Below are 24,958 nucleotides of genomic sequence, written 5' to 3' on the forward strand. Positions count from 1 at the left end.
AAAGCCCCTCATTGAGGGGCTTTTTTTTGTCTGTCATCGTAGAGGAGAGCGACAATGGCCAATCCGCTGTATCAAAAACACATTATTTCAATTAACGATCTCAGCCGTGAAGAGCTTGAGCTGGTGCTGGACACCGCCGCCAGCCTGAAAGCCAATCCGCAGCCAGAACTGTTGAAACATAAAGTGATCGCCAGTTGCTTTTTTGAAGCCTCGACCCGTACTCGCCTGTCGTTCGAGTCCGCTATCCATCGTTTGGGCGCATCGGTAGTAGGTTTTGCCGACGGCAGCAACACTTCGGCGGGCAAAAAAGGCGAAACGCTGGCCGATACCACCTCGGTGATTAGTACTTATGTCGATGCGATTGTCATGCGTCACCCGCAAGAGGGGGCGGCGCGTCTGGCGACCGAGTTTTCAGGCGGTATTCCAATCCTCAACGCCGGGGATGGTGCCAACCAGCATCCGACTCAGACGCTGCTCGACCTGTTCACCATTCAGGAAACCCAGGGTCGTCTTGATAATCTTAAAATCGCCATGGTCGGTGATCTGAAATACGGCCGCACAGTGCACAGCCTGGCACAGGCGCTGGCGAAATTTAACGGCAATCGCTTTTACTTTATCGCCCCGGATGCGCTGGCAATGCCGGAATACATCCTCAATTTGCTGAAAGAAAAAGGGATTGAATACAGCCTGCATGAAAGCATTGATGAAGTCGTGCCGGAGCTGGATATTCTTTACATGACCCGCGTGCAGAAAGAGCGTCTCGACCCCTCGGAATATGCCAACGTCAAAGCGCAATTCATTCTTCGCGCAGCTGATTTGGCCGACGCCCGGCCGCATCTCAAAGTGTTGCATCCACTGCCGCGCGTCGATGAGATAACTACCGACGTTGACAGCACCCCTCACGCCTACTATTTCCAACAGGCCGGGAACGGGATTTTCGCCCGCCAGGCCTTGCTGGCACTGGTTTTAAACGCAGACACCGCAGAATAAGGAGCGCATCATGACGCAAGATAACAAACTCCAGGTTGAAGCCATTAAATGTGGCACGGTGATTGACCACATCCCGGCGCAGGTGGGCTTTAAGCTGCTGTCGCTGTTCAAACTGACTGAGACCGACCAGCGCATTACCATTGGCCTGAATTTGCCGTCAAACGAGCTGGGCCGCAAAGACATTATCAAAATTGAAAACACCTTCCTCACCGAGCCACAGGTCAATCAGCTGGCGGTCTATGCGCCGCACGCCACGGTGAATCGCATCGACGATTACGTGGTGGTGAAGAAGCTGCATCCGAGCCTGCCGGACCGTATCGAAGGCGTGCTGCGCTGCCCGAACGGCAACTGCATCAGCCGTTTTGAGCCGGTAGCCTCAAGTTTTGCAGTTAAAAATCGTCAAAACGAAATACACCTGCAGTGTAAATACTGCGAGAAAGAGTTTGAGCATCAGGTAGTGCTGAATAACGAATAGTCGCTGCCAGCGGGAGATTGGGGGATGCTTTCTTGCGCCCCGCTCCTTATACTGTCTCGACAATTTTTATCTCAGCAAAGCTTTTAAACTCAACGAGGAATCAGTATGTCTCGCGAAATCAGTACAGAACACGCACCGGCGGCTATCGGTCCTTATGTTCAGGGTGTCGATCTCGGCAGCATGATTATCACTTCCGGCCAGATCCCTGTTGATCCTAAAACCGGCAACGTTGCTGAAGACATCGCTTCTCAGGCGCGTCAGTCACTGCAAAACGTGCAGGCTATCGTTGAAGCCGCAGGCCTCAAAGTTGCCGACATCGTGAAAACTACCGTTTTCGTTAAAGATCTTAACGACTTCGCGACCGTTAACGCGACTTATGAAGCCTTTTTCACCGAGCACAACGCGCCATTCCCGGCTCGTTCTTGCGTAGAAGTTGCCCGTCTGCCAAAAGACGTGAAGATTGAAATCGAAGCTATCGCCGTTCGTCGTTAAGTTTCCCTTTTGATAAAAATAGGTCAGCCTGCGTGCTGGCCTTTTTTATCGCCAAATCCCACCTAGCCCCTTCTCGACCTTGTGATTGCTTCATCAGCGACCATAATTAAATCTGATGCACTTTTTTTGATCATTTTTGCCGACACGGCGTCTTTTCTCGCACTGTAAAAGCGCGATCTCCCCACAAAAACAGCGTTTTTCCCGCGTTTATGCACGCTGGCACAGTTTATGCGTATTGATTAATGCCAAGGCAATCTTTTAGGCCAATTATAAGTTTTAGATATGAAAAAACCCTAGCCTGTTATGTCAGTGAGGTGATGATGATAAATATTGACCTTTCCGATTCACCCTTTTTTGATGAGATGTTAATGGCTGAAGGGCAACACCGCAGTCATTACGACGCCTACTGGCAATGGTTACAGCAGGCCGATCAACAGGCCGTACAGCGCAAAAAAGAGGAAGCCGCGCTGTTGTTTCATCGGGTGGGAATTACCTTTAACGTCTATGGAGACGATGACGGCGCTGAACGTCTGATCCCGTTTGACAGCGTGCCGCGCATCATTCCGGCCAAAGAATGGCAGATGCTCGACCGTGGTATTCGTCAGCGCGTGCAGGCACTGAACTGTTTCTTGCATGATATCTATCACGATCAAAAAATCCTTAAAGCGGGGCTGGTTCCGGCAGAGCAGGTTTTAGCAAACGAGCAATACCAACCTTGCATGCAGGGCGTTGATTTACATCGCGATACCTATGCCCACATTGCCGGAACCGACATGGTTCGCGGCGGTGACGGCGAGTATTACGTGCTGGAAGACAACCTTCGCACCCCGTCCGGCGTGTCTTATATGCTGGAAAACCGCAAAATGATGATGCGGCTTTATCCAGAACTGTTTAGCGAACAGCGCATTGCACCAGTGTCCCGTTACCCTTCCCATCTGTTGCAAACCTTGCGCGAAAGCACGCCAGTCAATGATCCTACCGTGGTGGTTTTGACGCCGGGTCGTTTTAACAGTGCCTATTTCGAACACAGTTTTCTGGCCCAGCAAATGGGCGTCGAGCTGGTCGAAAGCGTGGATCTTTTTGTTAAAGAAGGCGCAGTGTTTATGCGCACCACCGCCGGGCCGTGCAAAGTTGACGTGATTTATCGCCGCCTCGACGATGCATTTCTCGATCCGCTGGCCTTCCGCGCCGATTCTATGCTCGGCGTTCCCGGCCTGTTGTCGGTGTATCGCACCGGTAACGTGGTGCTGGCCAATGCGATCGGCACCGGCGTCGCCGATGACAAGTCGATCTATCCGTATGTGCCAGAGATGATCCGCTTCTATCTTTCGGAAGATCCGATCCTCAACAATGTGCCCACCTGGCAGTGCCGCAAGGAGAAAGATCTCTCTTACGTACTGGCCAATCTCGAAAAAATGGTGGTGAAAGAGGTTCACGGCGCGGGTGGCTACGGCATGCTGATTGGCCCGAAAGCTTCTCAGGCAGAGTTAGCGACTTTCCGCGAGCTGCTGCGCGCGCGTCCGCAAAACTATATTGCGCAGGACACGCTGGCGCTTTCCACTTGCCCAACTTTTGTTGAAGAAGGCCTCGCGCCGCGCCACATCGATTTGCGCCCCTTTGCCCTTACCGGTGCTGAAATTCGTCTGGTGCCGGGCGGCCTGACCCGCGTGGCGCTGTCGCAAGGTTCACTGGTGGTAAACTCGTCTCAGGGTGGCGGCACCAAAGATACCTGGGTTTTGGAGGATGACGCATGCTAAGCAGAACAGCCAGTGAACTCTATTGGATGGCCCGTTATCTGGAGCGCGCCGAAAATATTGCCCGTCTGATGGATGTGACCAACAAGCTGTCGATGATGTCGATTCGCGACAGTAATCATGACCTGCTGGTGCCTTTGCTGCTGACCGGGACTGAAACCGTGTTTAATGAGACTTACCAGCAAGTCACCATGAACAATCTGCTGAATTTCTTCGCCCTCGACAGCACCAACCACAGCAGTATCTACAGCTGCATGCAGATGGCCTGGAACAACGCTCATGCGGTGCGCGGCAGCCTGTCTTCAGAAGTATGGGAGAGCATCAACGCCTCGTGGATCGAGATGAAAATTATCCGTCGTCAGGGTGTCGGCTCCTCCGGAGCAGACAGTTTCTTTGACTGGGTTAAAGAGCGCTCGCATCTGTTCCGTGGCGCGATGTTTGGCACTTTGCTGCGCAGCGACGCGCTGAATTTTATCCGCCTCGGCACCATGCTTGAGCGCGCGGACAGCACCGCCCGTCTGCTGGAAGCAAAAAATCAGCTGCTCGATGCTGATGAAGATCCGGTCCGTGAATATTACCGCATGGACACACTGTTGCGAGCGGTTAGCGCCCGTGAAGCCTTCCATACTTTGTATAAGCAGCAGATTAGCCGTGAAACCATTGCCGACCTGCTGATCCTGCGCCGCGAACTACCGCGATCGCTGCTGGCCTGCGTCGAAGTGATCACCGAACAGCTTGAATTAATTGGCGGATCTGCGGGCAATCTCCCGCGCCGCCGCGCCCATACCTTGCACGCCCAGTTGCGCTTTTCAACGCTGGCTGAAATTCAGGAAATTGGCCTCAGCGTCTGGCTCAACGACTTCCTCAGCCAAACCAGCGCGATTGCAGAAAGCGTTCATCAAACATATCTGGAGGCACAATGAAGCTTAACGTCAGCCACAAGACGCATTACACCTATGCGCAACAGGTTAAACGCAGTACCCAGTATTTGCGTCTGACCCCACAGAACTCCAGCCACCAGAAGATACTTTCCTGGGAATTGAGTCTGCCGGAATATGCCACCCGCACTATCGACGCTTACGGTAACGTGCTGCACGTCCTGACCCTCGATCAGCCGCACCAGGCGATCACCATTGAGGCCAACGGCGTGGTCGAAATTGAAGATAACGTCGAAGATGATAATTTTGGCATTCTTTCGCCGCTGGTTTTCCTGCGCACCAGCCCGCTGACTCACGCCGATGCGGCGATCCGCGATTTCGCCTCACGCTATTATCGCCCGCAGGCGCAGCATGAAAGCCTGTGCAAACTGATGGGCGAGTTGCTGCTGAAAATGCCTTACAGTCCCGGCACTACGACGGTAAAAGACAGCGCCGCGCAGGCGTTTGGTGCCGAGCAGGGAGTTTGTCAGGATCACACTCACGTATTCCTGGCCTGCTGCCGCAGTCTGAACATTCCTGCGCGCTACGTCAGCGGTTATTTGTACAGCGAAGACAGCGAACATGTGGCGACTCACGCCTGGGCCGAGGCTTGGCTCGACGATCGTTGGCAGAGTTTTGATGTGACCAATAATACTTGCCAGCCCAATCAACATTTGAAACTGGCTATCGGTATAGATTATCTTGATGCCTGCCCGGTGCGCGGCATTCGGCTGGGGGGAGGATGCGAAGATATGCATACTATTGCAGCAGTGCAAATGCTCGATATCCCTCAATAACTTAACGTTGAATTAGATAGGTAACTGGTATGACTTACTGTGTGGCCATGCGATTGTCCTCTGGCCTGGTGTTTGTTTCGGACTCGCGAACCAATGCTGGAGTGGACCATATTTCCACCTTCCGCAAATTGCATGTGTTTCATCAGAGCGATGAACGCCTGCTGGTGATCCAGAGTGCCGGCAATTTGGCGACCACACAGAGCATTCTCAGCCTGTTGCACCGACGTTGCCTGGACCCGGATCGTCCAAATATGCTCAACGCAGAGTCAATGTATGATGCGGCGAGCCTGTTGGGCGAAACGGTGCGTGAGGTGATTGCTCGTGACAGCGGTGCAAATCAGGGCAGCATGACTGATTTTAGCTGCAACCTGCTGTTAGGCGGGCAGATTATGGGCGAAGGCATGCGCCTGTTCCATGTTTATCCGCAAGGCAATTTTATTGAGGCAACGCACGACACGCCGTATTTTCAGGTGGGTGAAAGCAAGTACGGCAAGCCAATCATCGATCGGGTGCTGACTTATGATACCGAGTTGGATCAGGCGATGCAGTGCGCGTTAATCTCGATGGATTCGACCTTGCGCAGTAACCTGTCTGTGGGGTTGCCGCTTGATGTGATGATCTATCCAAAAGACAGTTTCAGCAAACAGCAGCAGCATCGCATCACCGAGGATCATCCCTATTTTCAGATGATCCGCAAAGGCTGGGGCGAAGGCTTGCTGAGTATTTTTGCCCAGTTGCCGTCGCTGAAACTTGATTAGCAGTTACCTGAAGCTATTTATAAAATAGCGGCCAGAATTGCAGCCTGAAATGGCCTCTATTGCAGAGGCCATTTTCTTAAACCGTTTCTGCCTGCCCTTCTTTCTGCTCAAGCTGCGCTTCTTTCTTTTCCAGCATTGTTTCGATGGCAAAAGGATCGATACCGCGCTGCTGCATTCTATAAAAACGAATAATATTGAAGCCGTTCATGATGAGAAAGCTGCCTTCGATCAGCGTGCCGCCAATCGATCCCAGCCAGATATTGTGAGCTACCCAACCGCAGGTTGAACACCACATAATACAGCGCGTTTTCATGCCACTGGTGCGAAAAAGCGCCCACGTGCTGGCCACTGTGCCAATCACCGGCAACAATTCCATGAGATGTTTGGCTTTGCCCAGCCCGAAAATCAGCGTCAAAGCGATGAAAACCAGCATTACCCATTGGCTGCGGGTACGCATGGCCAGCTGAGTGCGCACGGCGTTGAGCAGTGCTGTGCTACCCGCCGAGTTTGCCCCCATCAGCAGGAAATGAATGCCGATAATTGCGCTATAGGCTGAAAGCTGTTGCTTAAAGCGGCGATCGCTGCGGTTGAAAAACATGGTTATACCAACACAAAATGCCAGCAAACCAACGCCTTGAGCAAACCAGTAATACGTCATGCGGTGACATCCCCGAAATTCCCGTAAAAACCTTCTGTTTGAGTACCTATTCCGGGGACGTCAGGCAGAAAGCAGTGGCGCTTTGATTAACAAAACGCGGCATGATGCTACCTTTATTTAACAAATCGGACAATATCTCTCACAAAGTCACACCGCTTTTAAAAATCGCCAATTCGCGAAAATCATTCAGCTCATTTTTACTCGGCTGACCGTTGGCAATTGCGACGATCAAATCGACAAATTCCACCAGCAGCTGATCCATCGGCGTATCGTGGATCAGCGCCCCGGCATCAAAATCGATCCAGTGCGGCTTTTTATTGGCCAGCTCGCTGTTCGTCGCCAGCTTAACCGTGGGCACGAATCCGCCGTATGGCGTGCCGCGACCCGTGCTAAACAGCACCATATGGCACCCTGCGCCCGCAAGCGCGCTGGTAGCCACCGCATCATTACCCGGCGCGCTCAACAAATTTAATCCGGGACGACTCAGTCGTTCACCGTATTTCAGCACGTCGACCACTTGGCTCTGCCCGGCCTTCTGCGTGCATCCCAGCGATTTTTCTTCCAGCGTGGTAATGCCGCCCGCCTTGTTGCCCGGCGACGGATTTTCATAAATAGGCTGCTGATGGGCTATGAAATAGCGTTTGAAATCATTAACCATATCAACGGTTTTGTCGAAAGTTGCACTGTCGCGGCAGCGGCTCATCAAAATACGTTCTGCACCAAACATTTCCGGAACTTCGGTTAACACCGAGGTGCCGCCATTGGAGATTACGTAATCAGAAAAACGGCCAAGCAGCGGGTTGGCGGTAATGCCGGACAATCCGTCCGAGCCGCCACACTCCAGCCCGAATTTTAGCTCGCTTAACTTGCCCGCAGAGCGTTTGTCCACCAACATCGCCTGATACAGCGCGTGCAGCAGCTCGACCCCGGCTTCGACTTCGTCGTCAAACTTCTGGCAGACCATAAAACTGACCCGCAGCTGATCAATCTCTCCTAGCGTTTCGCGAAATACGTCTACCTGATTGTTTTCGCAGCCTAATCCAATAACCAGTACCGCTCCGGCATTAGGATGACGCACCATGTTTTGCAGCATGATGCGGGTATTTTCATGATCTTTTCCCAACTGGGAGCAGCCAAAAGGATGGGTAAAAAGATGCACGCCGTCGATGCCTTCAGCTTGTGCTGTTTCTTTCAAAAATCGCTGTTGGATCATGCGCGCAATCCCGTTAACGCAGCCGACAGTTGGCACGATCCACAGTTCGTTGCGGATCCCCACCAGACCATTGTTGCGGCGATAAAGGGCAACCTCGCGATCCGCCATCTGCGGCGGGATCACGCTGAATTCTGGCTGGTATTGATACTGATCCAGATCGTTGAGATTGGTTTTGGCATTCTGCGAATGAATATATTCACCCGGCTGAATATTGCCAAGCGCATGACCAATTGGCAGTCCGTATTTAATGATATTTTGCCCACTGTCGATAAGACGCAGGGCGAACTTGTGCCCACGCGCCACCGGCTGTGGCAATTCAAACTGCAGCCCGCCTACGGTAATCTCTTCACCCTGAGCCAAATCGCGCAGCGCTACGGCAACGTTATCCGCGGCATGAATCTGAATGGTACTTTTCATAGATAACTTCTTACCCCTCTGCCGTAACCGCTGCGCAACGAGTTTGCTGCTGATTTATTGCTGCATCTGACGAGCGCTGCAAATCCTGATTTTGCATTGGCTGAATACCTCATCAGCCAATGATTGCCTTTGACCACTCTCAACCGCCGTGCAATTCAATCGCAAAATACTCTTTTGCATTGTCAAAACAGATGTTTTTAACCATTTCGCCCAACAGCTTGATGTCATCGGGCGCTTCTCCTTCAGCCACCCAGCGGCCAATCATCTGGCACAAGATGCGGCGGAAGTATTCATGGCGGGTATACGACAGGAAGCTGCGGCTGTCAGTGAGCATGCCAATAAAGCGGCTGAGCAGGCCCATATTTGCCAACTGCAGCATTTGTCGTTGCATGCCATCTTTTTGATCGTTAAACCACCAGGCTGAGCCGTACTGCATCTTGCCGCGCACGCCTTCACCCTGGAAATTACCTGCCATGGTCGCCAGCACCTCGTTATCACGCGGATTTACGCCATAAAGGATGGTTTTTGGCAAACCGCCGTTGTTGCCCTGTGCTGCCAGCAAACGTGACAAAGGCTCGGCCAGCGGCTGGTCATTGATAGAATCGAAACCAACGTCGGGACCGAGAATATTTAGCATGCGCTGATTGTTATTACGCAGCGCGCCGATGTGATACTGCTGCGCCCAGTCACGGCGGTGATATTCAGAACCGAGGAACAGCAGCACCGCAGTACGGAATTGCGCAATTTCCTCTTTGTTTGGCAGCTTGCCGCTGAGGCGACGAGCCAGAATGGCGTCGAGCGTAGCTTCGTCAGCTTCGGCGTAAACCACTACGTCCAGCGCGTGATCTGAAACCTTGCAACCGTGCGCCGCAAAATGATCCATACGTTTCTTCAATGCATCGCACAGCGAGCTGAAACGCGAAATTTCTGTATCAGCCACCTGCGCCAGACGCTGCATGTAATCGTTAAAACCGGGAGCCTCGATATTGAAGGCTTTATCAGGCCGCCAGCTCGGCAATACCTTGATTTTGAATGAAGTATCATCGGCGATAGTTTTGTGATGCTCCAGAGAATCTATTGGATCATCAGTGGTACCGGCCATTTTGACATTCATCTGCTGCATGATCCCACGCGTGGTAAAGCGATCCTGTGCAAGGAGATCGTTGGTTTGATCCCAGATTTCATCAGCAGTGGCTGGCGAAAGTAGTTTACCGGTGATACCAAAAGGTCGGCGTAGCTCGAGATGGGTCCAGACATACAGCGGATTACCAATGGTATGCGGCACGGTCGCGGCCCAGGCATTGAATTTCTGCCGATCGCTAGCGTCGCCGGTACACATTGACTCAGGCACGCCGTTAGCTCGCATCGCCCGCCATTTGTAGTGATCGCCTTTCAGCCAGATGTCATACAAGTTTTTAAAATGATAGTTCTGAGCAATCTGCTCAGGAGGTAAATGGCAGTGGTAATCGAATATCGGTTGGTCTTTGGCGTACTCATCATAAAGACGGCGGGCAATTTCAGTATCCAGCAAGAAATTTTCCGGTAAAAACTGCGACATGTTGAATTCCTCTTCTTCCATTCCGATCTGATTAAAACCTGAGTAAGGTCTGATTATGATCTGATTGCGATCTGATTTTATGCATCTTAAGAAAAGTTATCACACCAATTAAATCTATCGTCCAGTGTTTATTTTAGCCACCAGCAGGCTAAAAAACCCAGCCAAGATCACATAAAATCCGCTAATAACCTGAATTTGTTTAGTTTGTCACATAAATCATACTACCAATCATTATCCACACTATTTAAAAGTGATTTTGTGATATCACTCAAATTTTAAATCTGTATGACAAGTTATCTTGATTTCGCCCTGTGAGGATCAAGTTGTGATCGTTTGCCACAACGTTCTGCGGTTCATACGGCATGGTTGTCCCCGCGAAACAGGGGACCAGCAGACGTGAAATCCACTGCCTGATTCTTATTTGGAGAAAGTTGAATGCGTAAGATCAAAGGGTTACGCTGGTACATGATTGGACTCGTCACGGTCGGTACCATACTGGGTTATCTGACACGCAATGCCATTGCCGTTGCTGCCCCAACGCTGCAAAACCAGCTACACATCACCACACAACAGTATTCCTATATTATTGCCGCCTATTCTGCCTGCTATACCTTGATGCAACCTGTGGCGGGATACGTGCTCGACGTGATGGGCACTAAAGTGGGCTACGCGATGTTTGCCATTCTCTGGGCGCTGTTCTGTGCCGCGACAGCGTTAGCCAGCAGCTGGGGCGGGCTGGCGATCGCTCGTGGCGCAGTAGGTATGGCCGAAGCAGCGATGATCCCTGCCGGTCTCAAGGCTAGCAGCGAATGGTTCCCTGCCAGGGAGCGTTCGATTGCGGTGGGCTATTTTAACGTTGGTTCATCGATTGGCGGGATGATCGCGCCACCGCTGGTAGTTTGGGCGATTGTCATGCACAGCTGGCAGATGGCCTTTGTGATTACTGGCGTGCTGAGCCTGATTTGGGCCGTATGCTGGCTGGTATTTTATAAGCATCCGAAAGATCAGCAAAAACTTGGTGAAGAAGAACGGGAATACATTCTTGGCGGCCAGGAAGCTCAGCATCAAACCACCAATCAGAAAAAGATGTCGGTCAGGGAAATTCTGCGCAACCGCCAGTTCTGGGGCATTGCACTACCCCGTTTTCTGGCAGAACCTGCCTGGGGAACCTTTAATGCCTGGATCCCGTTATTTATGTTCAAGGTCTATGGCTTTAATTTAAAAGAAATTGCAATGTTTGCCTGGATGCCCATGCTGTTTGCCGACCTCGGCTGCATTGTCGGCGGTTACCTGCCAACGCTGTTCCAGAAGTATTTCAAAGTTAACCTGATTGTCTCGCGCAAACTGGTGGTCACCATGGGTGCATTGCTGATGATTGGCCCCGGTTTGATTGGCCTGTTTACCAGCCCGTATGTAGCCATTGGCCTGCTGTGCATCGGTGGCTTCGCGCATCAGTCGCTTTCTGGTTCGCTCATCACCCTGTCTTCTGACGTGTTTGGCCGCAATGAGGTTGCGACTGCCAACGGCTTGACCGGTATGGCTGCCTGGACCGCAAGTACGCTATTTGCGCTGGTTGTCGGTGCGCTGGCTGATACCGTCGGCTTCAGCCCACTGTTTGCCGCGCTGTCTGTGTTCGACCTGCTGGGAGCGATCATTATCTGGACCGTGCTGCAAAACCGCTCCGCCGTTAACCCGGTTACTGCGCCGATGCATGCCGCCAAAGCTTAAATTTATCATTGCCCGTCTTAAATTCCTGAGCGAAACCTGAAGATCGCTATTCAAGACGGGCGCCCCCTTCCCACTGCTGCATCATTGCTCTTATACTGGTATAACAACTGATCAAAACATCTTCTGATACCTGTAGCACCTCAACTAAAGAGCCTTTAATCATGGAACCGACTGAATCCAGACGTCTCTACCAACAACTTGCCGCGACGCTGAAAGATCGCGTCGAAAAAGGAGTTTATCCGGTCGGAGAAAAACTGCCCGCCGAACGGCTGATTTCAGAGGAAATGAGCGTCAGTCGTACTGTGGTGCGAGAAGCGATTATCATGCTCGAGGTCGAAGGTTATGTGGAGGTCAGGAAAGGTTCCGGCATCCACGTAATGTCCAACCAGCAAAAAAACCTGCTGTTACCGGGATCCGATGGCGAATTTGATGCCGCAGGGCCTTTCGAATTACTGCAGGCCCGTCAACTGGTTGAAAGTAATATTGCCGAGTTCGCCGCGACTCAGGTAAACAAGCAGGACATCATGCGCCTGATGGAAATCCAGGAGCAGGCCAGGCTAGAAGACCGTTTTCGCGATTCGCAGTGGGATTTACAGTTTCATATTCAGGTCGCGCAATCGACGCAAAACAGCGCGCTGGCGGTGATCGTCGAAAAAATGTGGAGCCAGCGTTTGCACAATCCTTATTGGCGCAAGCTGCACGAGCATATCGATGAGAAATCGATTGAGAGCTGGTGCGAAGATCACGACCTGATCCTCAAGGCGCTAATCCGCCGAGATCCAAAAGCCGCCAAGCTAGCAATGTGGCAACATCTTGAAAACACCAAACAAATGCTGTTCCGCGCCACCAGCGATGACTTTGAATTTAATGTCGATCGCTACCTTTATACTGAGAATCCAGTGGTAGATCTCGATACGGCTGCATCAGGCCAAAACAAAGCATAATCCCCGCTTTTAGAACTCATGGCGGCCCCACTCTGGGCCGCCTGCCTCATCCCGATTTTCTTTAAAAAATGTCAAACGACTTCCAGTAATGTCAGCCAGTGTAAAAAGTCCTCTCAAAGTTAAACCAAAGGCCACTAAACGCATCAATGGGCTATTTCGGCGATTGATACTTTGTTACAGTTAGACCAGTTTTCTTACGGCCTCTTTGCTTAGGCAACATTTTCGAATCGCAGGCTGTGTGCATGATGCACAACGGGAAACTCACAATATCGGTAAGCGGTTGGCATCGAGAAAATCTCTCCGCAAATTGTTCGCTCACCATTTGAAATCTATGGAGTTTCTCAGGACACATGGAAATTATCAGCTCACTTATGCATGCCCTTTGGCAACAGGATTACGAAACACTGGCCAATCCTTCGCTGATTTGGACTCTGTATATCGTGCTGTTCGTGATCATTTTTCTTGAAAATGGCCTGCTGCCTGCCGCGTTTTTACCCGGCGATAGCTTATTGATTCTGGTGGGCGTGCTGGTAGCAAAAGACGCGATGAGTTTTCCGCTGGTAATAGTATTGCTTACAACAGCAGCCAGCCTGGGCTGCTGGCTGAGTTACGTTCAGGGCAAGTGGCTGGGCAATACGCGCGTAGTGCAAAGTTGGCTGGGGCATCTTCCAGTTCAATACCATGAGCGTGCGCACCAGCTGTTTCACAAACACGGTTTGTCGGCGCTGTTGGTTGGCCGTTTTTTAGCTTTTGTACGGACATTATTACCAACCATTGCCGGAATATCCGGTCTTAGCAATGCCCGGTTCCAGTTTTTCAATTGGATTAGCGGGTTCTTGTGGATAGTTATTTTGACCAGCCTGGGCTATTTCATTGGTAAAACGCCGCTGTTCAGAAAGTATGAAGACCAGCTCATGCTGTGCCTGATGGTACTGCCTGTCTTGCTGTTGGTTATCGGCCTTGTTGGCTCAGTGATCGTGTTGTGGAAAAAGAAAAAGGCCGACCGAGTCGCCAAAGGAAAAAACGCATGAAATCGAATATTCCGGCAAGGTATGTAGTATGTTCAAGCTAACTTTTTCAAAGAAATATATTCTTTGGCCTCTGACTTTTGTGGTTCTGCTAATGTTGACCACGGTGGGCGTTATTGCTTTGCCAAAAATGCCTGTAAATGCCGAAGCCTTCAAGATTAGTCCAACCCAGCCTGGCGAAGATCTTCCCGATGGTTTCTCTCTTTATCAGGGACTTAGCCAGCGCGGCGTGGAAATCGAAAGTATCACTCCAGCCAACGGCAGCCTGGTAGTCAAACTGCACTTACCTCAGCAGGAGCATCTGGCTCGGGAAACACTCAAGTCCCTTCTGCATGGCGGTTATATCATTCAACCTTTCAGCCCTGCTCCATTGCATGACTGGGCCAGTAAAATCGCTCGTGACCAGCCAAAAATGGGCTAATCCTGCCTGACTTTTATTCAGAGTTTGCTTAATAGCTTTTCTATCCCGCCTCACTATAGTTACCTCATAGACATTAATCGTTCATCTGCCGAAGCTGCGCAGCGTGGATCTGATCGGCAAGGAAGAGGCGCTTCTTACGCCCTCATCAATAAAATAGGAAAGGGAATAATGAAAACATCATTAGCCGCACTGTTAATGTTACCGACTCTGGCGCTAGCTTCTACCGCCTATGCTGCCAAACCGGCGGAGACCTGCGCCACCAAACAGCAGGAAATTAAACAGCAGCTTGAATATGCCCACCAGCACAACAACAAAGATCAAATCGCCGGGCTGCAAAAAGCCCTGAATGAGAGTCAGGCTCACTGTACTGAAGCCGACCTGCAAAAGGATAAGCAGCAGAAAATTGCTGAAAAACAGGAAAAGGTTAACGAACGCACCCGAGAACTTAAAAAAGTCCAGGCGGGCGGCAATAAAGAAAAAATTGCGAAACAGCAGAAGAAACTTGATGAGGCATTGCACGAGTTGAATGAAGTTTCAACTCATTAGCAAAAAATTGTGCTTAAGCTGGCAGAATAATGCTTATGTCCAATACCAGAGAAATCGCATTTGCACTGTCATTAAAATCCGCTATGTTTAATATTCTTATCATAAAGTTATGGAGTGACGAATTATGGCTAGTAACTCAACGTCCGACAATCTGCGTGCTGAACTGAAATCATTGGCAGATACCCTTGAAGAAGTACTCCAGACCTCAACAGATAAGCCAAAAGCAGAGCTCGACAAACTGCGTAGCAAAGCAGAAGGCTTGCTGAAAGACACCCGCTCACGCCTGGGTGATACTGGTGAAAAAATTGCCAGCCAAACCAAAGAAATTGCCGGCAAAGCTGACGATTACGTTCACGACAAACCATGGACTGGCGTAGGTATTGGTGCCGCAGTCGGTGTTGTGATTGGCGTACTGTTAGCACGCCGTTAATCCTATGGCAGAAACTCCAAGAACAACTCCACAGGGACCGGGAAGAGGCATTCTCGACAGCGCTCAACGTATCGTGACTATTATGGTCGGGATGATTGAAACACGCCTGCGCCTGGTCGTCGTCGAGCTGGAAGAAGAGAAAGCAAACCTTTTCCAGCTGTTGTTGATGGCGTGTATCACCCTGATTTTCACCGCCTTTGGTTTGATGGGGCTGCTGGTTGTGCTATTTATCGCAATCGACCCGGCCCATCGTCTAATGGCTATGGCCGTATCAACGGCGGTTTTACTGTTGCTGGCAGTTATTTTAGGGGCCTGGACAATTGGTAAAGCCCGGCGTTCGACCTTGCTTAGCGCCTCGCGCAGGCAGTTGAAGATCGATCGCGCGTTACTGGAGAAGGAAGATCTGGAATGAGCAAACCGGCACCAGTAATTGAAAAAGCCAGGTTACTCCGCAAGATCGAGCGCGAACGCGCCGATCTTGCGATCGCAGCCGATCACTGGCTGGATTCCACCACAAAACTCGACCATGTGTGGGTCAAACTTTTTGACGCACGCAAATATTTGGTTGTTGCTTCCAGCGCGGCGGCAATTTACAGCATCCGACATCCTAGCCGTTTGATTCGCTGGTCCAAAAGGGCCTTCAGCATTTGGGGAACCGTTCGCCTGTTCCGTAAAACTTTCAGTAAGTAAAGGCTGCTCCCCGCAGCCTTTTTCCCTGTCTTCCCAGCTTCCCCTACCCCACTGTCTTCATGCTTTTAATTGTGCAGATTTTCCACAGAATGTTTTAGCCGAAAGATAACCTTTCTGAATTATTCCCCTTTGAAATTAATCAGTTAAAACTACATCATCATCAAAAAATTTTCTTTTATTGGAATTAATTCAATTTATTTGATGATAATAAACAGTTTTACTTGCTTACAAACTCCGAATTTCCCCTCTATTATCAGCGCCATCAACACAGACAAGGCCACGATGCGGATACAAACCGGCGAGGCTTTTAAACTAAACGTCATTTTAAAGCCAAATTTTTTGGCCTTCTTACTCGGAGTTTCAGGCAATGAACAAAGTACAAAACACCGCCATACTGATCGCTCGCATCCTGATGCCAATTCTGTTCATCGTTGCAGGCTGGGGCAAAATGCATGCTTATACCGCAACTGCGGCCTACATGGCTTCTGCTGGCGTGCCTGGTTTCTTCCTGCCGTTGACCATTCTGCTGGAATTCGGCGGCGGTCTGGCAATTATGTTTGGTTTCCTGACTCGCACCACGGCGATTATCACCGCAGTCTTTACTCTCCTGACCGCGCTGCTGTTCCACGTAGACTTCTCGGTGCCTGTTAACCAGATGATGTTTATGAAAAACTTAACCATCGCTGGCGGCTACCTGGTACTGTTTGCAGCGGGTCCAGGCGCGTTCAGCATCGACCGCTTGCTGAAAAAGAACTGGTAAGCCATCGCCAACACTTCTCAGGCACCGCAGTTGACGCGCTATACTTGGGTCAGTGGATCATCGGCAAATAATTTTGTGGGCGATGTGAGCAATCACCTCGCCCTTTTTCATTTCACATTAACGGTTTGAATATTCCTGTCGTTTTTAAAAGCAGGAATAAACGGGAGAACCACCATGGGACAGCTGGTCGAAGGTAAATGGCATGACATCTGGTACGACACCAAGTCAACCGGCGGGCATTTCAAACGTTCAACATCGCAGTTTCGCAACTGGATCACTGCGGACGGTCAACCCGGTCCTCACGGCGTTGGAGGTTTTACCGCCGAGAAAGATCGCTACCATCTCTATGTTTCTCTGGCTTGCCCGTGGGCGCACCGAACTCTGGTGATGCGCACGCTTAAAGGACTTGAGAAGCTGATAACGGTTTCCGTAGTTCATCCTTTAATGCTCGAAAATGGCTGGACCTTCGCTACCGATTTCCCTGCGACAACCGGCGACGATCTTTATCATCTGAACTATGCCTACGAGATATATTTGCGCGCGCAGAATGACTATACAGGCCGCGTCACTGTGCCAATTCTGTGGGACAAGCAGCAACAAACCATCGTCAGCAATGAATCTGCCGATATCATGCGCATCTTCAACAATGCTTTTGATGCTGTTGGCGCCCGTGCCGGTGATTATTATCCCGATGCTTTGCGTTCAAAGATTGATGAAGTGAATGAATGGATCTACCCGCAGATTAACAACGGTGTGTACAAAGCCGGATTTGCTACCAGTCAGGAAGCCTATGACGAGGCGGTGGAAGGGGTATTTGCTGCCCTCGAGAAGGCAGAGGCAATGCTTGAGAAACAGCGTTACCTCACCGGAAATCAGCTGACCGAAGCCGATTTACGCTTATGGACCACGCTGATTCGTTTTGACCCGGTATATGTCACTCATTTCAAATGCGACCGCTATCGTATCAGTGACTATCCCAACCTCTACGGCTTCCTGCGCGATATCTACCAGATGCCGGGCATTGCCGAAACCGTTGATATGGCGCACATCCGCAATCACTACTATCGCAGCCACGCCACCATCAACCCTTACGGCATCATCTCGACCGGGCCAGCACAGGATCTCGAGGCCGAACACGGACGTGATATCCGATTTGGAGCTCGTGAAGACTAACGGGTTGCCAGCAGTCTAGGGATCTCTCGCAAGAACCAGGCCTTGGCTTCGCCCATACTGTCGCGACGCCAGGCCATAATGATATCCGCCTCGCGATTGTATTCCGCGCTAACGACCCGCAGGCGACCCTCGGCGATATCCTGTTCGACCATCGGATAAGGCATGGTTGCAACGCCCAAACCCGCCAACAGCGCGAGGCGTTTTTCCGGCAGGCTACTGACCGTCAAACGCTGTTGTTTATCAAGTAATTGCACGGTCAATACCGGGCGCTCGCGGGCAGTATCTGCCACCGCAATTCCGCGATATTTCACCCGACTTACCTCAGAAAGCGGCTCAGCTTCCAAATGAATCGGGTGGTCCGGTGCGGCAACATAAACACTCATCAGCTTGTAAAGTTTGCGACTGTTGATTTCAGAAGAAGAGCGGAAATGCATGTCCGGCGCGATAACGATGTCCGCACGGCCATTTTCCAGCCTTTCCCACGCTCCCGCCAGCACTTCGGTAATCAGCGAGACCTGAGTATTGGCTTTTAACGCGAGCTTTTCGATTAGCGGAAACAGCTGAGCTGCCGGAGCCAAAGCCTCGCAGACGATAGTAATGTGCGTTTCCCAACCGCGGGCCAGCGCCTCTGCGTCAACCGTCAACTTATCGGCCGCTTCAAGCAGCACGCGGCCACGCTCTAACAACATCCGGCCAACGTTGGTGAATTTGGTACGATGCCCTGAACGGTCAAATAGCACCACATCCAACTCTTCCTCGAGCTTTTGCATGGTATAACTCAGTGCAGAAGGGACACGCCCGAGTTCATCCGCTGCGGCGGCAAAGCTTCCACGGCGATCAATCGCATCCATAACTCTCAGTGCTTCAAGAGTTAACGCTCGGTCCTTGGCCATTGTTTTTCTCTGTCAGGAAATTTGAATATAGCGACCAGATTAACTGGCTAACAATCACGCGTCCAGACGCTTACCATTTATCTATCGATTTTTTTAACTGAGCCAACGGCTATGATTAAAAGCAGAGCAGCGCAAGAGTGCGGGAAAGCAGACTTTGGTTGGCTTCAGGCACGTTACACTTTTTCCTTTGGACACTATTTTGACCCGACGCTGATGGGCTATGCCTCGCTGCGCGTCCTGAACCAGGAAGTGTTGGCACCGGGTGCCAGCTTCCAGCCACGCACTTATCCCCGCGTTGACGTGCTGAATCTGGTGTTACAGGGCGATGCCGAGTATCGCGACAGTGAAGGCAACAGCGTGCTGGTGAGTGCAGGCGAAGCGGCCCTGTTGTCTACCCAACCAAATGTCAGTTACAGCGAGCACAATCCGAGTCAGAACAAACCGCTGACCCGCATGCAGCTTTGGCTTGATGCATGCCCGGAACATGAAAATCCGCTGATTCAGAAAATTGCGCTCGGTGAGCAGCGTCATTTCCTCCTGGCTTCTCCGAATGGCGAAAATGATAGTCTACAGCTCCGCCAGCAAGTGTGGATTCATCACATCAGTCTTGAAGCAGGCGAGATGCTGGAATTTAAAATCAACGGCCCGCGCGCCTATCTCCAGTCCATTCACGGACAGATAGAGGTTCAGGGCGGTGACACTCATGCCGAACAGAATCTGGTATGCGGCGACGGCGCGTTTATTCATCAGGAAAATATTCTCACCGTGACTGCCCGCACGACATTGCAGGCGCTGCTGATCGATTTACCGGTCTGATAACGAATAAAAAGACAAAACCCCGCCGAAGCGGGGTTTTTAATGGCGTGGCGTTGACCGTTAAGCCGCCCTCCTTTCATAGAGAGGGTCGTGGACAGTCATTCATCTTGCCGTGCTCCAGAAAAGACAAAACCCCGCCGAAGCGGGGTTTTTAATGGCGTGGCGTTGACCGTTAAGCCGCCCTCCTTTCATAGAGAGGGTCGTGGACAGTCATTCATCTTGCCGTGCTTCAGGAAAGACAAAACCCGCCGAAGCGGGGTTTTTAATGGAGTGGAGTTGACCGTTAAGCCGGGTTCTGTCGTGGACAGTCATTCATCTAGGCCAGCAATCGCTCACTGGCTCAAGCAGCCTACCCGGGTTCAGTACGGGCCGTACCATGTGAACCCCTATTTGGCCTTGCTCCGGGTGGAGTTTACCGTGCCACGGACTGTTGCCAGCCGCGCGGTGCGCTCTTACCGCACCCTTTCACCCTTACCTGATCCCACTTGCGCGGGCCATCGGCGGTTTGCTCTCTGTTGCACTAGTCGTAGGCTTGCGCCTCCCAGGCGTTACCTGGCACCCTGCCCTATGGAGCCCGGACTTTCCTCCCCTTCATCTGTCTCCCCCGAAAGGGACGGCAATGAAGCGGCGACTGTCTGGTCAACTCCGGCGCGGATTATAGGGGGTTCGCGCGCCGATGTATAGGGCAGAGGTGACGATAAGCCAACCTATTGGTCAATCCTTACTCTTCATCCTCTTCACCCGCCTCGTCGCCCTGCTTTTCCAGCGCATAACGATAAAGCTGATTTTTCTTCACGCCGTGGATCTCGGCGGCAAGTGCAGCAGCCTTTTTCAGCGGCAATTCCTTTTGCAATAGCGCCAGCGTTCGCAAAGCTTCAGCCGGAAGCGCCTCGCTGTCAGGCGCATGCCCTTCCACGATTAACACCATTTCGCCACGCTTGCGGACTTCGTCTTCCTGCACCCAGGCCAGCAGCTCACCCACTGGCGCACCGTGGATTGACTCCCAGGTCTTGGTTATCTCACGAGCCAGCACCACATAACGCTGCGGCCCCCACACAGTGACCATATCCTGAAGGCTTTCCAGCAAGCGGTGAGTCGATTCATAGAAAATCATGGTGCGAGTCTCTTCAATCAGCGCCTGAAGAGTGTCTTTGCGTGATTTTGTTTTGGCCGGCAAAAAACCCTCATAACAAAAACGGTCCGACGGCAAACCGGCAGCGCTAAGAGCCGCTATTGCCGCACAGGCTCCCGGCAATGGCACCACACGAATGCCAGCTTCGCGACAGCGACGAACCAAGTGATACCCTGGATCGTTAATCAAAGGAGTTCCGGCATCAGAAACTAACGCAATACTTTGACCAGCCTGAAGTTTTGACAAAAGATGGTCAGCTTTTTGCTGCTCGTTATGGTCATGTAGAGGATACATTTTTGCACTGATAGCGAAGTGCTGCAGCAGCAATCCGGTATGCCGCGTATCCTCGGCAGCAATCAAATCCACACTGCTCAACACGGCTAAAGCACGCTGCGTGATGTCTCCCAAATTGCCGATTGGAGTCGGTACCACATACAGCGTTGATGCAGAAATATCTGCTTGATCGTGTTGATTCATTGTTTCATCCGGATTGCCGATTTAATATTGAGCATCTTGAAAAAAACATCACTGGAAACAGCATGCCTTCCTCAACTACTTTTCGTACCCGCACGGGGCGTTTGATCCCTGCAATTATCGTGGCGATGTTACTTGCCAGTTGTTCGAGCCAGGCTCCGCAGACGCCAAAAGAAAGCGTACAGGATGCGGGCACCGGCAGCGCCGACTACTATTTGAAACAGGCGCAGCAGAGCAGTGATGATAACAAGGCTAACTGGCAATTACTTGCGATTCATGCCCTGTTACGTGAAAACCGTGTTCCTGAAGCCGCGTCTCAGTTCAGTCAGCTGCCTCAGCAGGGCCTGACCAATGCCCAGCAGACAGAGCAACAGCTTCTGAGTGCCGAGTTAATGATCGCGCAGAAAAATAATCAGTCAGCCAGCATCACTCTGGGCAAGCTTGACGTCGATACCCTCTCGGCCGATCAGAAATCTCGCTACTACAAAGCTTTGATTACGTCGAGTCAGGGCCGTGCCAGCCTGCCGCTGTTGCGTGCCTATATTGCACAAGAGCCGCTGTTACAGGGCAAAGAGCATCAGGATAATATCGATGCGACCTGGTTGGCGCTCACTCAGCTTTCAACCCAGGACGTTAACGCCATCGTCATCAATGCCAATGAAAATGTGCTGCAAGGATGGCTGGACCTGCTTAATTTGTGGCAGACCAACAAACAGGATCCAAACTTGCTGAAAGCCGGCATTCAGGACTGGCAGAAGCGCTATCCTTACAATCCGGCGGCTAAAACCTTGCCAACCGCACTTAACAACGTCATTAACTTCAAACCAGGTTCAACGGAAACCATCGCCCTGCTGCTGCCGTTAAGCGGTGCTGCGCAGGTCTACGGTAACGCCATTGAGCAAGGTTTCAACGCGGCGGTAAACGGCCAGGCCAACGGCCCTGCACCGGCTCAGCCTGCACAACCTGCCGCAGCCCCTGCTGCAGCCGTGACGCCAAGCGCGACACCAGCCGACCCTAATGCCGCAGTGAGCACTTCAGCACCCGACGTGACGGCAGCACAAGGCACACCGACGACTGCACCCGCCGCCGTTCCCGCTGCTGCCCCAGCCGCGCCGGCTCCGGTTCAATCAATGCCTTCAGCAACGGTCAAAGTGTATGATACCAACAGTCAACCGCTGCCTGCCCTGCTGGCTCAGGCCAAGCAAGACGGCGCGACGCTGGCTGTCGGTCCACTGCTCAAAGATCAGGTGACTTCCCTGACCTCGGCTCAAACCTCACTGAACGTGTTGGCACTTAACCAGCCAACAACCGAAACCAATAGCCCGAATATCTGCTATTTTGCGCTATCTCCTGAAGATGAAGCACGTGACGCCGCGCGCCATATCTTTGGCCAGCATAAGCAAATGCCACTGTTGATGGTTCCAGCCGGTGACTTTGGCGATCGTATCGCGCAGGCCTTTGCCGATGAGTGGCAAAAGCAAGGCGGCCAAACCGTGTTGAAACAGACTATCGGTTCTTATGCCGACCTCAAACAACAGGTGAGCCGAGGTGGCGGTCTGCGTCTGAGCGGAACGCCGATTACTCTGGCGAACGCGGCTCCAGCCCAGCCAGCTGGCGTGACTATCGGTGGAATTACCATCCCTTCGCCGCCGAGCGATGATCAAGTTACCGCCGGCTCTACAGACGGCTCGGGTACTATAGACGCTATTTATATCGTCGCCGCGCAGGATCAGCTCACTCTGATCAAGCCAATGATTGATTTGTCTATCAATACCCGCGTGAAACCGTCACTCTATGCCAGCTCGCGCAGCTATCAGGCCGGAGCAGGTCCGGATTACCGCCTGGAAATGGAAGGCTTGCAGTTCAGCGATATTCCGTTGCTGGCCGGTGCCAATCCGGGGCTAATGCAGCAGGCAACCAGCAAGTTTAATAATGATTACTCTCTGGTGCGGCTCTACGCGATGGGAATTGATGCTTATAATTTGGCGAATCATTTTGCTCAAATCCGCCAATTGTCTGGCTTCCAGCTTTCCGGCACCACCGGTAATCTGTCTGCAAACAGCAATTGTGTGATACATCGCCAGCTACCTTGGTTACAATACCGTCAGGGCACTTTAGTTCCTGTATCATCATAGTCTTTGCATCAATATTCTGAATTTTAATGCCGCGGTTGGTGCTCGACGCCGCTGCGGCATTAACGCTTAGGGTATCGGGTACAAGGACGTACAATGAATACTGATAAACCGACTCGCCGCCAGATTGGCGCAAGCTATGAGGCGTTGGCCAGACGTTATCTCGAACGGGCGGGGCTGAGCTTTATAGCAGCAAACGTATCCTGCCGTGCCGGTGAGTTGGATCTCATCATGCGAGATAAGCAAACCTGGGTATTTGTCGAGGTTAGATATCGCCGCAATGCCAACTTCGGCGGTGCGGCGGCCAGTGTGACATACCCCAAACAGCAGCGCCTGTTGCGTGCTGCGGCCTTCTGGCTTGCGCAACACGATGCAAGCTTTGACACATCATCTTGCCGTTTTGATGTTTTAGCCATCACGGGTTGCCAGATAGAATGGCTGCCAGATGCATTCAATGCGCAAGGATAGTACCAAGACTGATGGACACGCACCGGCGCTTCCCCGGCGTGCCAACACATTTGACTGACGAGAAAATAACGTGCTGGAAAGAATCAAAGCCTGCTTTACCGAAAGTATCCAAACTCAAATAGCAGCAGCAGAAGCGCTGCCAGATGCGATTTCCAGAGCCGCGATGACGCTGGTGCAATCGCTGCTGAACGGCAATAAAATCCTTTGCTGCGGGAACGGAACCTCGGCAGCAAACGCCCAGCATTTTGCCGCTTGTCTGATAAATCGTTTTGAGACTGAACGTCCTAGCCTTCCTGCAATCTCACTCTCTGCAGATACCGTGGTTTTAACCGCAATCGCCAACGATCGCCTGCATGAAGAGATTTATGCCAAGCAGGTTAGGGCCTTAGGTCAGGCAGGTGACGTACTTTTGGCGATTTCGACTCGTGGTAACAGTCGTGATATTGTCAAAGCAGTAGAAGCTGCTGTGACACGGGATATGACCATTGTTGCTCTTACTGGCTATGACGGCGGCGAGCTGGCAGGACTACTGGGTACGCATGACGTTGAGATCCGCATCCCTTCTCATCGCAGCGCGCGTATCCAGGAAATGCACATGCTTACCGTTAATTGCCTCTGTGACTTGATAGATAACACGCTATTTCCACACCAGGACGATTAAGGAGATCCAATGAAGGCAAGTTACCTCTTTGCTGTAGTGCTTAGCGCCCTATTGTTACAAGGCTGTGTTGCCGCTGCGGTTGTCGGAGCGGCAGGCGTAGCAACCAAAACGGGCACCGACCCACGCACGGTGGGAACCCAGGTTGATGACAGCACATTAGAGGCTCGCGTTTCCAACGCAATTAGTGCCAACAAGGATTTGAAAGACAAAGCGCGCATTATCGTTACCGCGTATTCAGGCAAAGTGCTGCTGACAGGCCAGGCGCCCACTACAGACATGGCCAACAATGCCAAACAGATTGCAATGAAAGTCGATGGCGCAACGGACGTTTATAATGAAATCCGTCTCGGCACCCCTGTGAGTTTGGGGACTGCTTCGGGAGATACCTGGATCACCACAAAAATACGTTCGCAGCTGTTAACCAGCGATCAGGTGAAATCCTCCAATGTGAAAGTCACCACCGAGAACGGCGAAGTATTCTTGTTGGGACTGGTCACGCAGGAGCAAGGCCAGGCAGCGGCCAAACTTGCGGCAGCCGTCAGCGGGGTTAAGCACGTCACTACGGCATTTACTTACGTTAAATAAGTAGAGCCTATACAAAAGCCAGGCCTGACCAAGTAAAAAAAGCCCATA

27 protein-coding genes and 1 other RNA gene are annotated in these 24,958 nt (G+C 51.6%); 22 read left to right on the forward strand and 6 right to left on the reverse strand.

Features of this window, described 5'->3' with window-relative positions:
* Positions 1-54 precede the first annotated feature (54 nt).
* The 7 genes from pyrB to SPM24T3_RS01060 all read left to right on the forward strand — a co-directional run bounded on the left by pyrB (position 55) and on the right by SPM24T3_RS01060 (position 6,183).
* Positions 55-990 carry an aspartate carbamoyltransferase gene (pyrB, locus tag SPM24T3_RS01030; protein WP_009634820.1) on the forward strand — a complete coding sequence of 312 codons (936 nt, stop codon included), beginning with the start codon at positions 55-57 and terminating at the stop codon, positions 988-990.
* A 10-nt stretch (positions 991-1,000) separates the two neighbouring features.
* Positions 1,001-1,465: an aspartate carbamoyltransferase regulatory subunit gene (gene pyrI / locus SPM24T3_RS01035; protein ID WP_009634821.1), complete on the forward strand. Its 465-nt coding sequence runs from the start codon at positions 1,001-1,003 to the stop codon at positions 1,463-1,465.
* Positions 1,466-1,570: 105 nt separating this feature from the next.
* On the forward strand, positions 1,571-1,957 hold the full coding sequence (gene ridA / locus SPM24T3_RS01040) for a 2-iminobutanoate/2-iminopropanoate deaminase (RefSeq protein ID WP_009634822.1): 387 nt from the start codon (positions 1,571-1,573) through the stop codon (positions 1,955-1,957).
* A 320-nt stretch (positions 1,958-2,277) separates the two neighbouring features.
* Entirely contained in the window at positions 2,278-3,714 is a 1,437-nt protein-coding gene (locus SPM24T3_RS01045) for a circularly permuted type 2 ATP-grasp protein (RefSeq protein WP_009634823.1), read from the forward strand.
* Positions 3,708-4,634 carry an alpha-E domain-containing protein gene (locus SPM24T3_RS01050; protein ID WP_009634824.1) on the forward strand — a complete coding sequence of 309 codons (927 nt, stop codon included), beginning with the start codon at positions 3,708-3,710 and terminating at the stop codon, positions 4,632-4,634. Before SPM24T3_RS01045 ends, SPM24T3_RS01050 begins: the two co-directional genes overlap by 7 nt.
* Positions 4,631-5,425 (forward strand): transglutaminase family protein, encoded by a 795-nt coding sequence (locus SPM24T3_RS01055; protein WP_009634825.1) that lies wholly within the window; start codon positions 4,631-4,633, stop codon positions 5,423-5,425. The genes SPM24T3_RS01050 and SPM24T3_RS01055 overlap by 4 nt, the downstream gene beginning before the upstream one ends.
* A gap of 29 nt (positions 5,426-5,454) precedes the next feature.
* Entirely contained in the window at positions 5,455-6,183 is a 729-nt protein-coding gene (locus tag SPM24T3_RS01060; RefSeq protein WP_009634826.1) for a proteasome-type protease, read from the forward strand.
* A gap of 76 nt (positions 6,184-6,259) precedes the next feature.
* Here SPM24T3_RS01060 and SPM24T3_RS01065 read toward each other — a convergent pair whose 3' ends face one another.
* The 3 genes from SPM24T3_RS01065 to uxaC all read right to left on the reverse strand — a co-directional run bounded on the left by SPM24T3_RS01065 (position 6,260) and on the right by uxaC (position 10,029).
* Positions 6,260-6,841 (reverse strand): YgjV family protein, encoded by a 582-nt coding sequence (locus SPM24T3_RS01065; RefSeq protein WP_009634827.1) that lies wholly within the window; start codon positions 6,839-6,841, stop codon positions 6,260-6,262.
* Between the two features lie 139 nt (positions 6,842-6,980).
* Positions 6,981-8,471, reverse strand: coding sequence for a UxaA family hydrolase (locus SPM24T3_RS01070; RefSeq protein WP_009634828.1), 1,491 nt, complete (start codon positions 8,469-8,471; stop codon positions 6,981-6,983).
* A 139-nt stretch (positions 8,472-8,610) separates the two neighbouring features.
* Positions 8,611-10,029 carry a glucuronate isomerase gene (gene uxaC, locus SPM24T3_RS01075; RefSeq protein WP_009634829.1) on the reverse strand — a complete coding sequence of 473 codons (1,419 nt, stop codon included), beginning with the start codon at positions 10,027-10,029 and terminating at the stop codon, positions 8,611-8,613.
* A gap of 435 nt (positions 10,030-10,464) precedes the next feature.
* Here uxaC and SPM24T3_RS01080 point away from each other — a divergent pair, with 435 nt between their 5' ends.
* The 10 genes from SPM24T3_RS01080 (at position 10,465) to SPM24T3_RS01125 (ending at position 17,749) form a co-directional block, all read left to right on the forward strand.
* Positions 10,465-11,757 carry an MFS transporter gene (locus tag SPM24T3_RS01080; protein WP_009634830.1) on the forward strand — a complete coding sequence of 431 codons (1,293 nt, stop codon included), beginning with the start codon at positions 10,465-10,467 and terminating at the stop codon, positions 11,755-11,757.
* Positions 11,758-11,918: 161 nt separating this feature from the next.
* Positions 11,919-12,701, forward strand: coding sequence for a transcriptional regulator ExuR (gene exuR / locus SPM24T3_RS01085; protein ID WP_009634831.1), 783 nt, complete (start codon positions 11,919-11,921; stop codon positions 12,699-12,701).
* Between the two features lie 350 nt (positions 12,702-13,051).
* Complete coding sequence (locus SPM24T3_RS01090) at positions 13,052-13,732, forward strand: DedA family protein (RefSeq protein WP_009634832.1); 681 nt, start codon at positions 13,052-13,054, stop codon at positions 13,730-13,732.
* Positions 13,733-13,760: 28 nt separating this feature from the next.
* The gene (gene mzrA / locus SPM24T3_RS01095) at positions 13,761-14,150 is read left to right on the forward strand and encodes an EnvZ/OmpR regulon moderator MzrA (RefSeq protein ID WP_009634833.1); all 390 of its coding nucleotides are present in this window, start codon (positions 13,761-13,763) and stop codon (positions 14,148-14,150) included.
* Between the two features lie 168 nt (positions 14,151-14,318).
* Positions 14,319-14,696, forward strand: a complete 378-nt coding sequence (locus SPM24T3_RS01100; protein ID WP_009634834.1) for a DUF1090 domain-containing protein — start codon at positions 14,319-14,321, stop codon at positions 14,694-14,696.
* Positions 14,697-14,820: 124 nt separating this feature from the next.
* Positions 14,821-15,126, forward strand: a complete 306-nt coding sequence (locus tag SPM24T3_RS01105; protein ID WP_009634835.1) for a YqjD family protein — start codon at positions 14,821-14,823, stop codon at positions 15,124-15,126.
* A 4-nt stretch (positions 15,127-15,130) separates the two neighbouring features.
* On the forward strand, positions 15,131-15,538 hold the full coding sequence (locus tag SPM24T3_RS01110; protein WP_037377292.1) for a phage holin family protein: 408 nt from the start codon (positions 15,131-15,133) through the stop codon (positions 15,536-15,538).
* Positions 15,535-15,816 carry a YqjK-like family protein gene (locus SPM24T3_RS01115; protein ID WP_009634837.1) on the forward strand — a complete coding sequence of 94 codons (282 nt, stop codon included), beginning with the start codon at positions 15,535-15,537 and terminating at the stop codon, positions 15,814-15,816. The genes SPM24T3_RS01110 and SPM24T3_RS01115 overlap by 4 nt, the downstream gene beginning before the upstream one ends.
* 367 nt (positions 15,817-16,183) lie before the next feature.
* Positions 16,184-16,576 (forward strand): DoxX family protein, encoded by a 393-nt coding sequence (locus tag SPM24T3_RS01120; RefSeq protein WP_009634838.1) that lies wholly within the window; start codon positions 16,184-16,186, stop codon positions 16,574-16,576.
* Between the two features lie 174 nt (positions 16,577-16,750).
* Entirely contained in the window at positions 16,751-17,749 is a 999-nt protein-coding gene (locus SPM24T3_RS01125) for a glutathione S-transferase family protein (RefSeq protein ID WP_009634839.1), read from the forward strand.
* Here SPM24T3_RS01125 and SPM24T3_RS01130 read toward each other — a convergent pair.
* On the reverse strand, positions 17,746-18,642 hold the full coding sequence (locus SPM24T3_RS01130) for a LysR family transcriptional regulator (protein WP_009634840.1): 897 nt from the start codon (positions 18,640-18,642) through the stop codon (positions 17,746-17,748). The genes SPM24T3_RS01125 and SPM24T3_RS01130 overlap by 4 nt on opposite strands.
* Positions 18,643-18,753: 111 nt before the next feature.
* Here SPM24T3_RS01130 and SPM24T3_RS01135 point away from each other — a divergent pair, with 111 nt between their 5' ends.
* Positions 18,754-19,458, forward strand: a complete 705-nt coding sequence (locus SPM24T3_RS01135; RefSeq protein WP_009634841.1) for a pirin family protein — start codon at positions 18,754-18,756, stop codon at positions 19,456-19,458.
* A 268-nt stretch (positions 19,459-19,726) separates the two neighbouring features.
* Here the strand turns inward: SPM24T3_RS01135 and rnpB are convergent.
* Positions 19,727-20,105: RNase P RNA component class A (gene rnpB / locus SPM24T3_RS24215), an RNA gene on the reverse strand.
* 74 nt (positions 20,106-20,179) lie between these two features.
* Positions 20,180-21,067 (reverse strand): 16S rRNA (cytidine(1402)-2'-O)-methyltransferase, encoded by an 888-nt coding sequence (gene rsmI / locus SPM24T3_RS01140; protein WP_009634842.1) that lies wholly within the window; start codon positions 21,065-21,067, stop codon positions 20,180-20,182.
* Between the two features lie 62 nt (positions 21,068-21,129).
* Here rsmI and SPM24T3_RS01145 point away from each other — a divergent pair, with 62 nt between their 5' ends.
* The 4 genes from SPM24T3_RS01145 (at position 21,130) to dolP (ending at position 24,910) form a co-directional block, all read left to right on the forward strand.
* Positions 21,130-23,199, forward strand: coding sequence for a penicillin-binding protein activator (locus SPM24T3_RS01145; protein WP_009634843.1), 2,070 nt, complete (start codon positions 21,130-21,132; stop codon positions 23,197-23,199).
* Between the two features lie 93 nt (positions 23,200-23,292).
* On the forward strand, positions 23,293-23,664 hold the full coding sequence (locus SPM24T3_RS01150; RefSeq protein WP_009634844.1) for a YraN family protein: 372 nt from the start codon (positions 23,293-23,295) through the stop codon (positions 23,662-23,664).
* 70 nt (positions 23,665-23,734) lie between these two features.
* Positions 23,735-24,325, forward strand: coding sequence for a DnaA initiator-associating protein DiaA (diaA, locus tag SPM24T3_RS01155; RefSeq protein WP_009634845.1), 591 nt, complete (start codon positions 23,735-23,737; stop codon positions 24,323-24,325).
* A gap of 9 nt (positions 24,326-24,334) precedes the next feature.
* Entirely contained in the window at positions 24,335-24,910 is a 576-nt protein-coding gene (dolP, locus tag SPM24T3_RS01160; protein ID WP_009634846.1) for a division/outer membrane stress-associated lipid-binding lipoprotein, read from the forward strand.
* Positions 24,911-24,958: the final 48 nt, after the last annotated feature.

Origin of the sequence: Serratia sp. M24T3 (genome assembly GCF_000257645.1) — a bacterium.
Taxonomy (GTDB): Bacteria; Pseudomonadota; Gammaproteobacteria; order Enterobacterales; family Enterobacteriaceae; genus Rouxiella.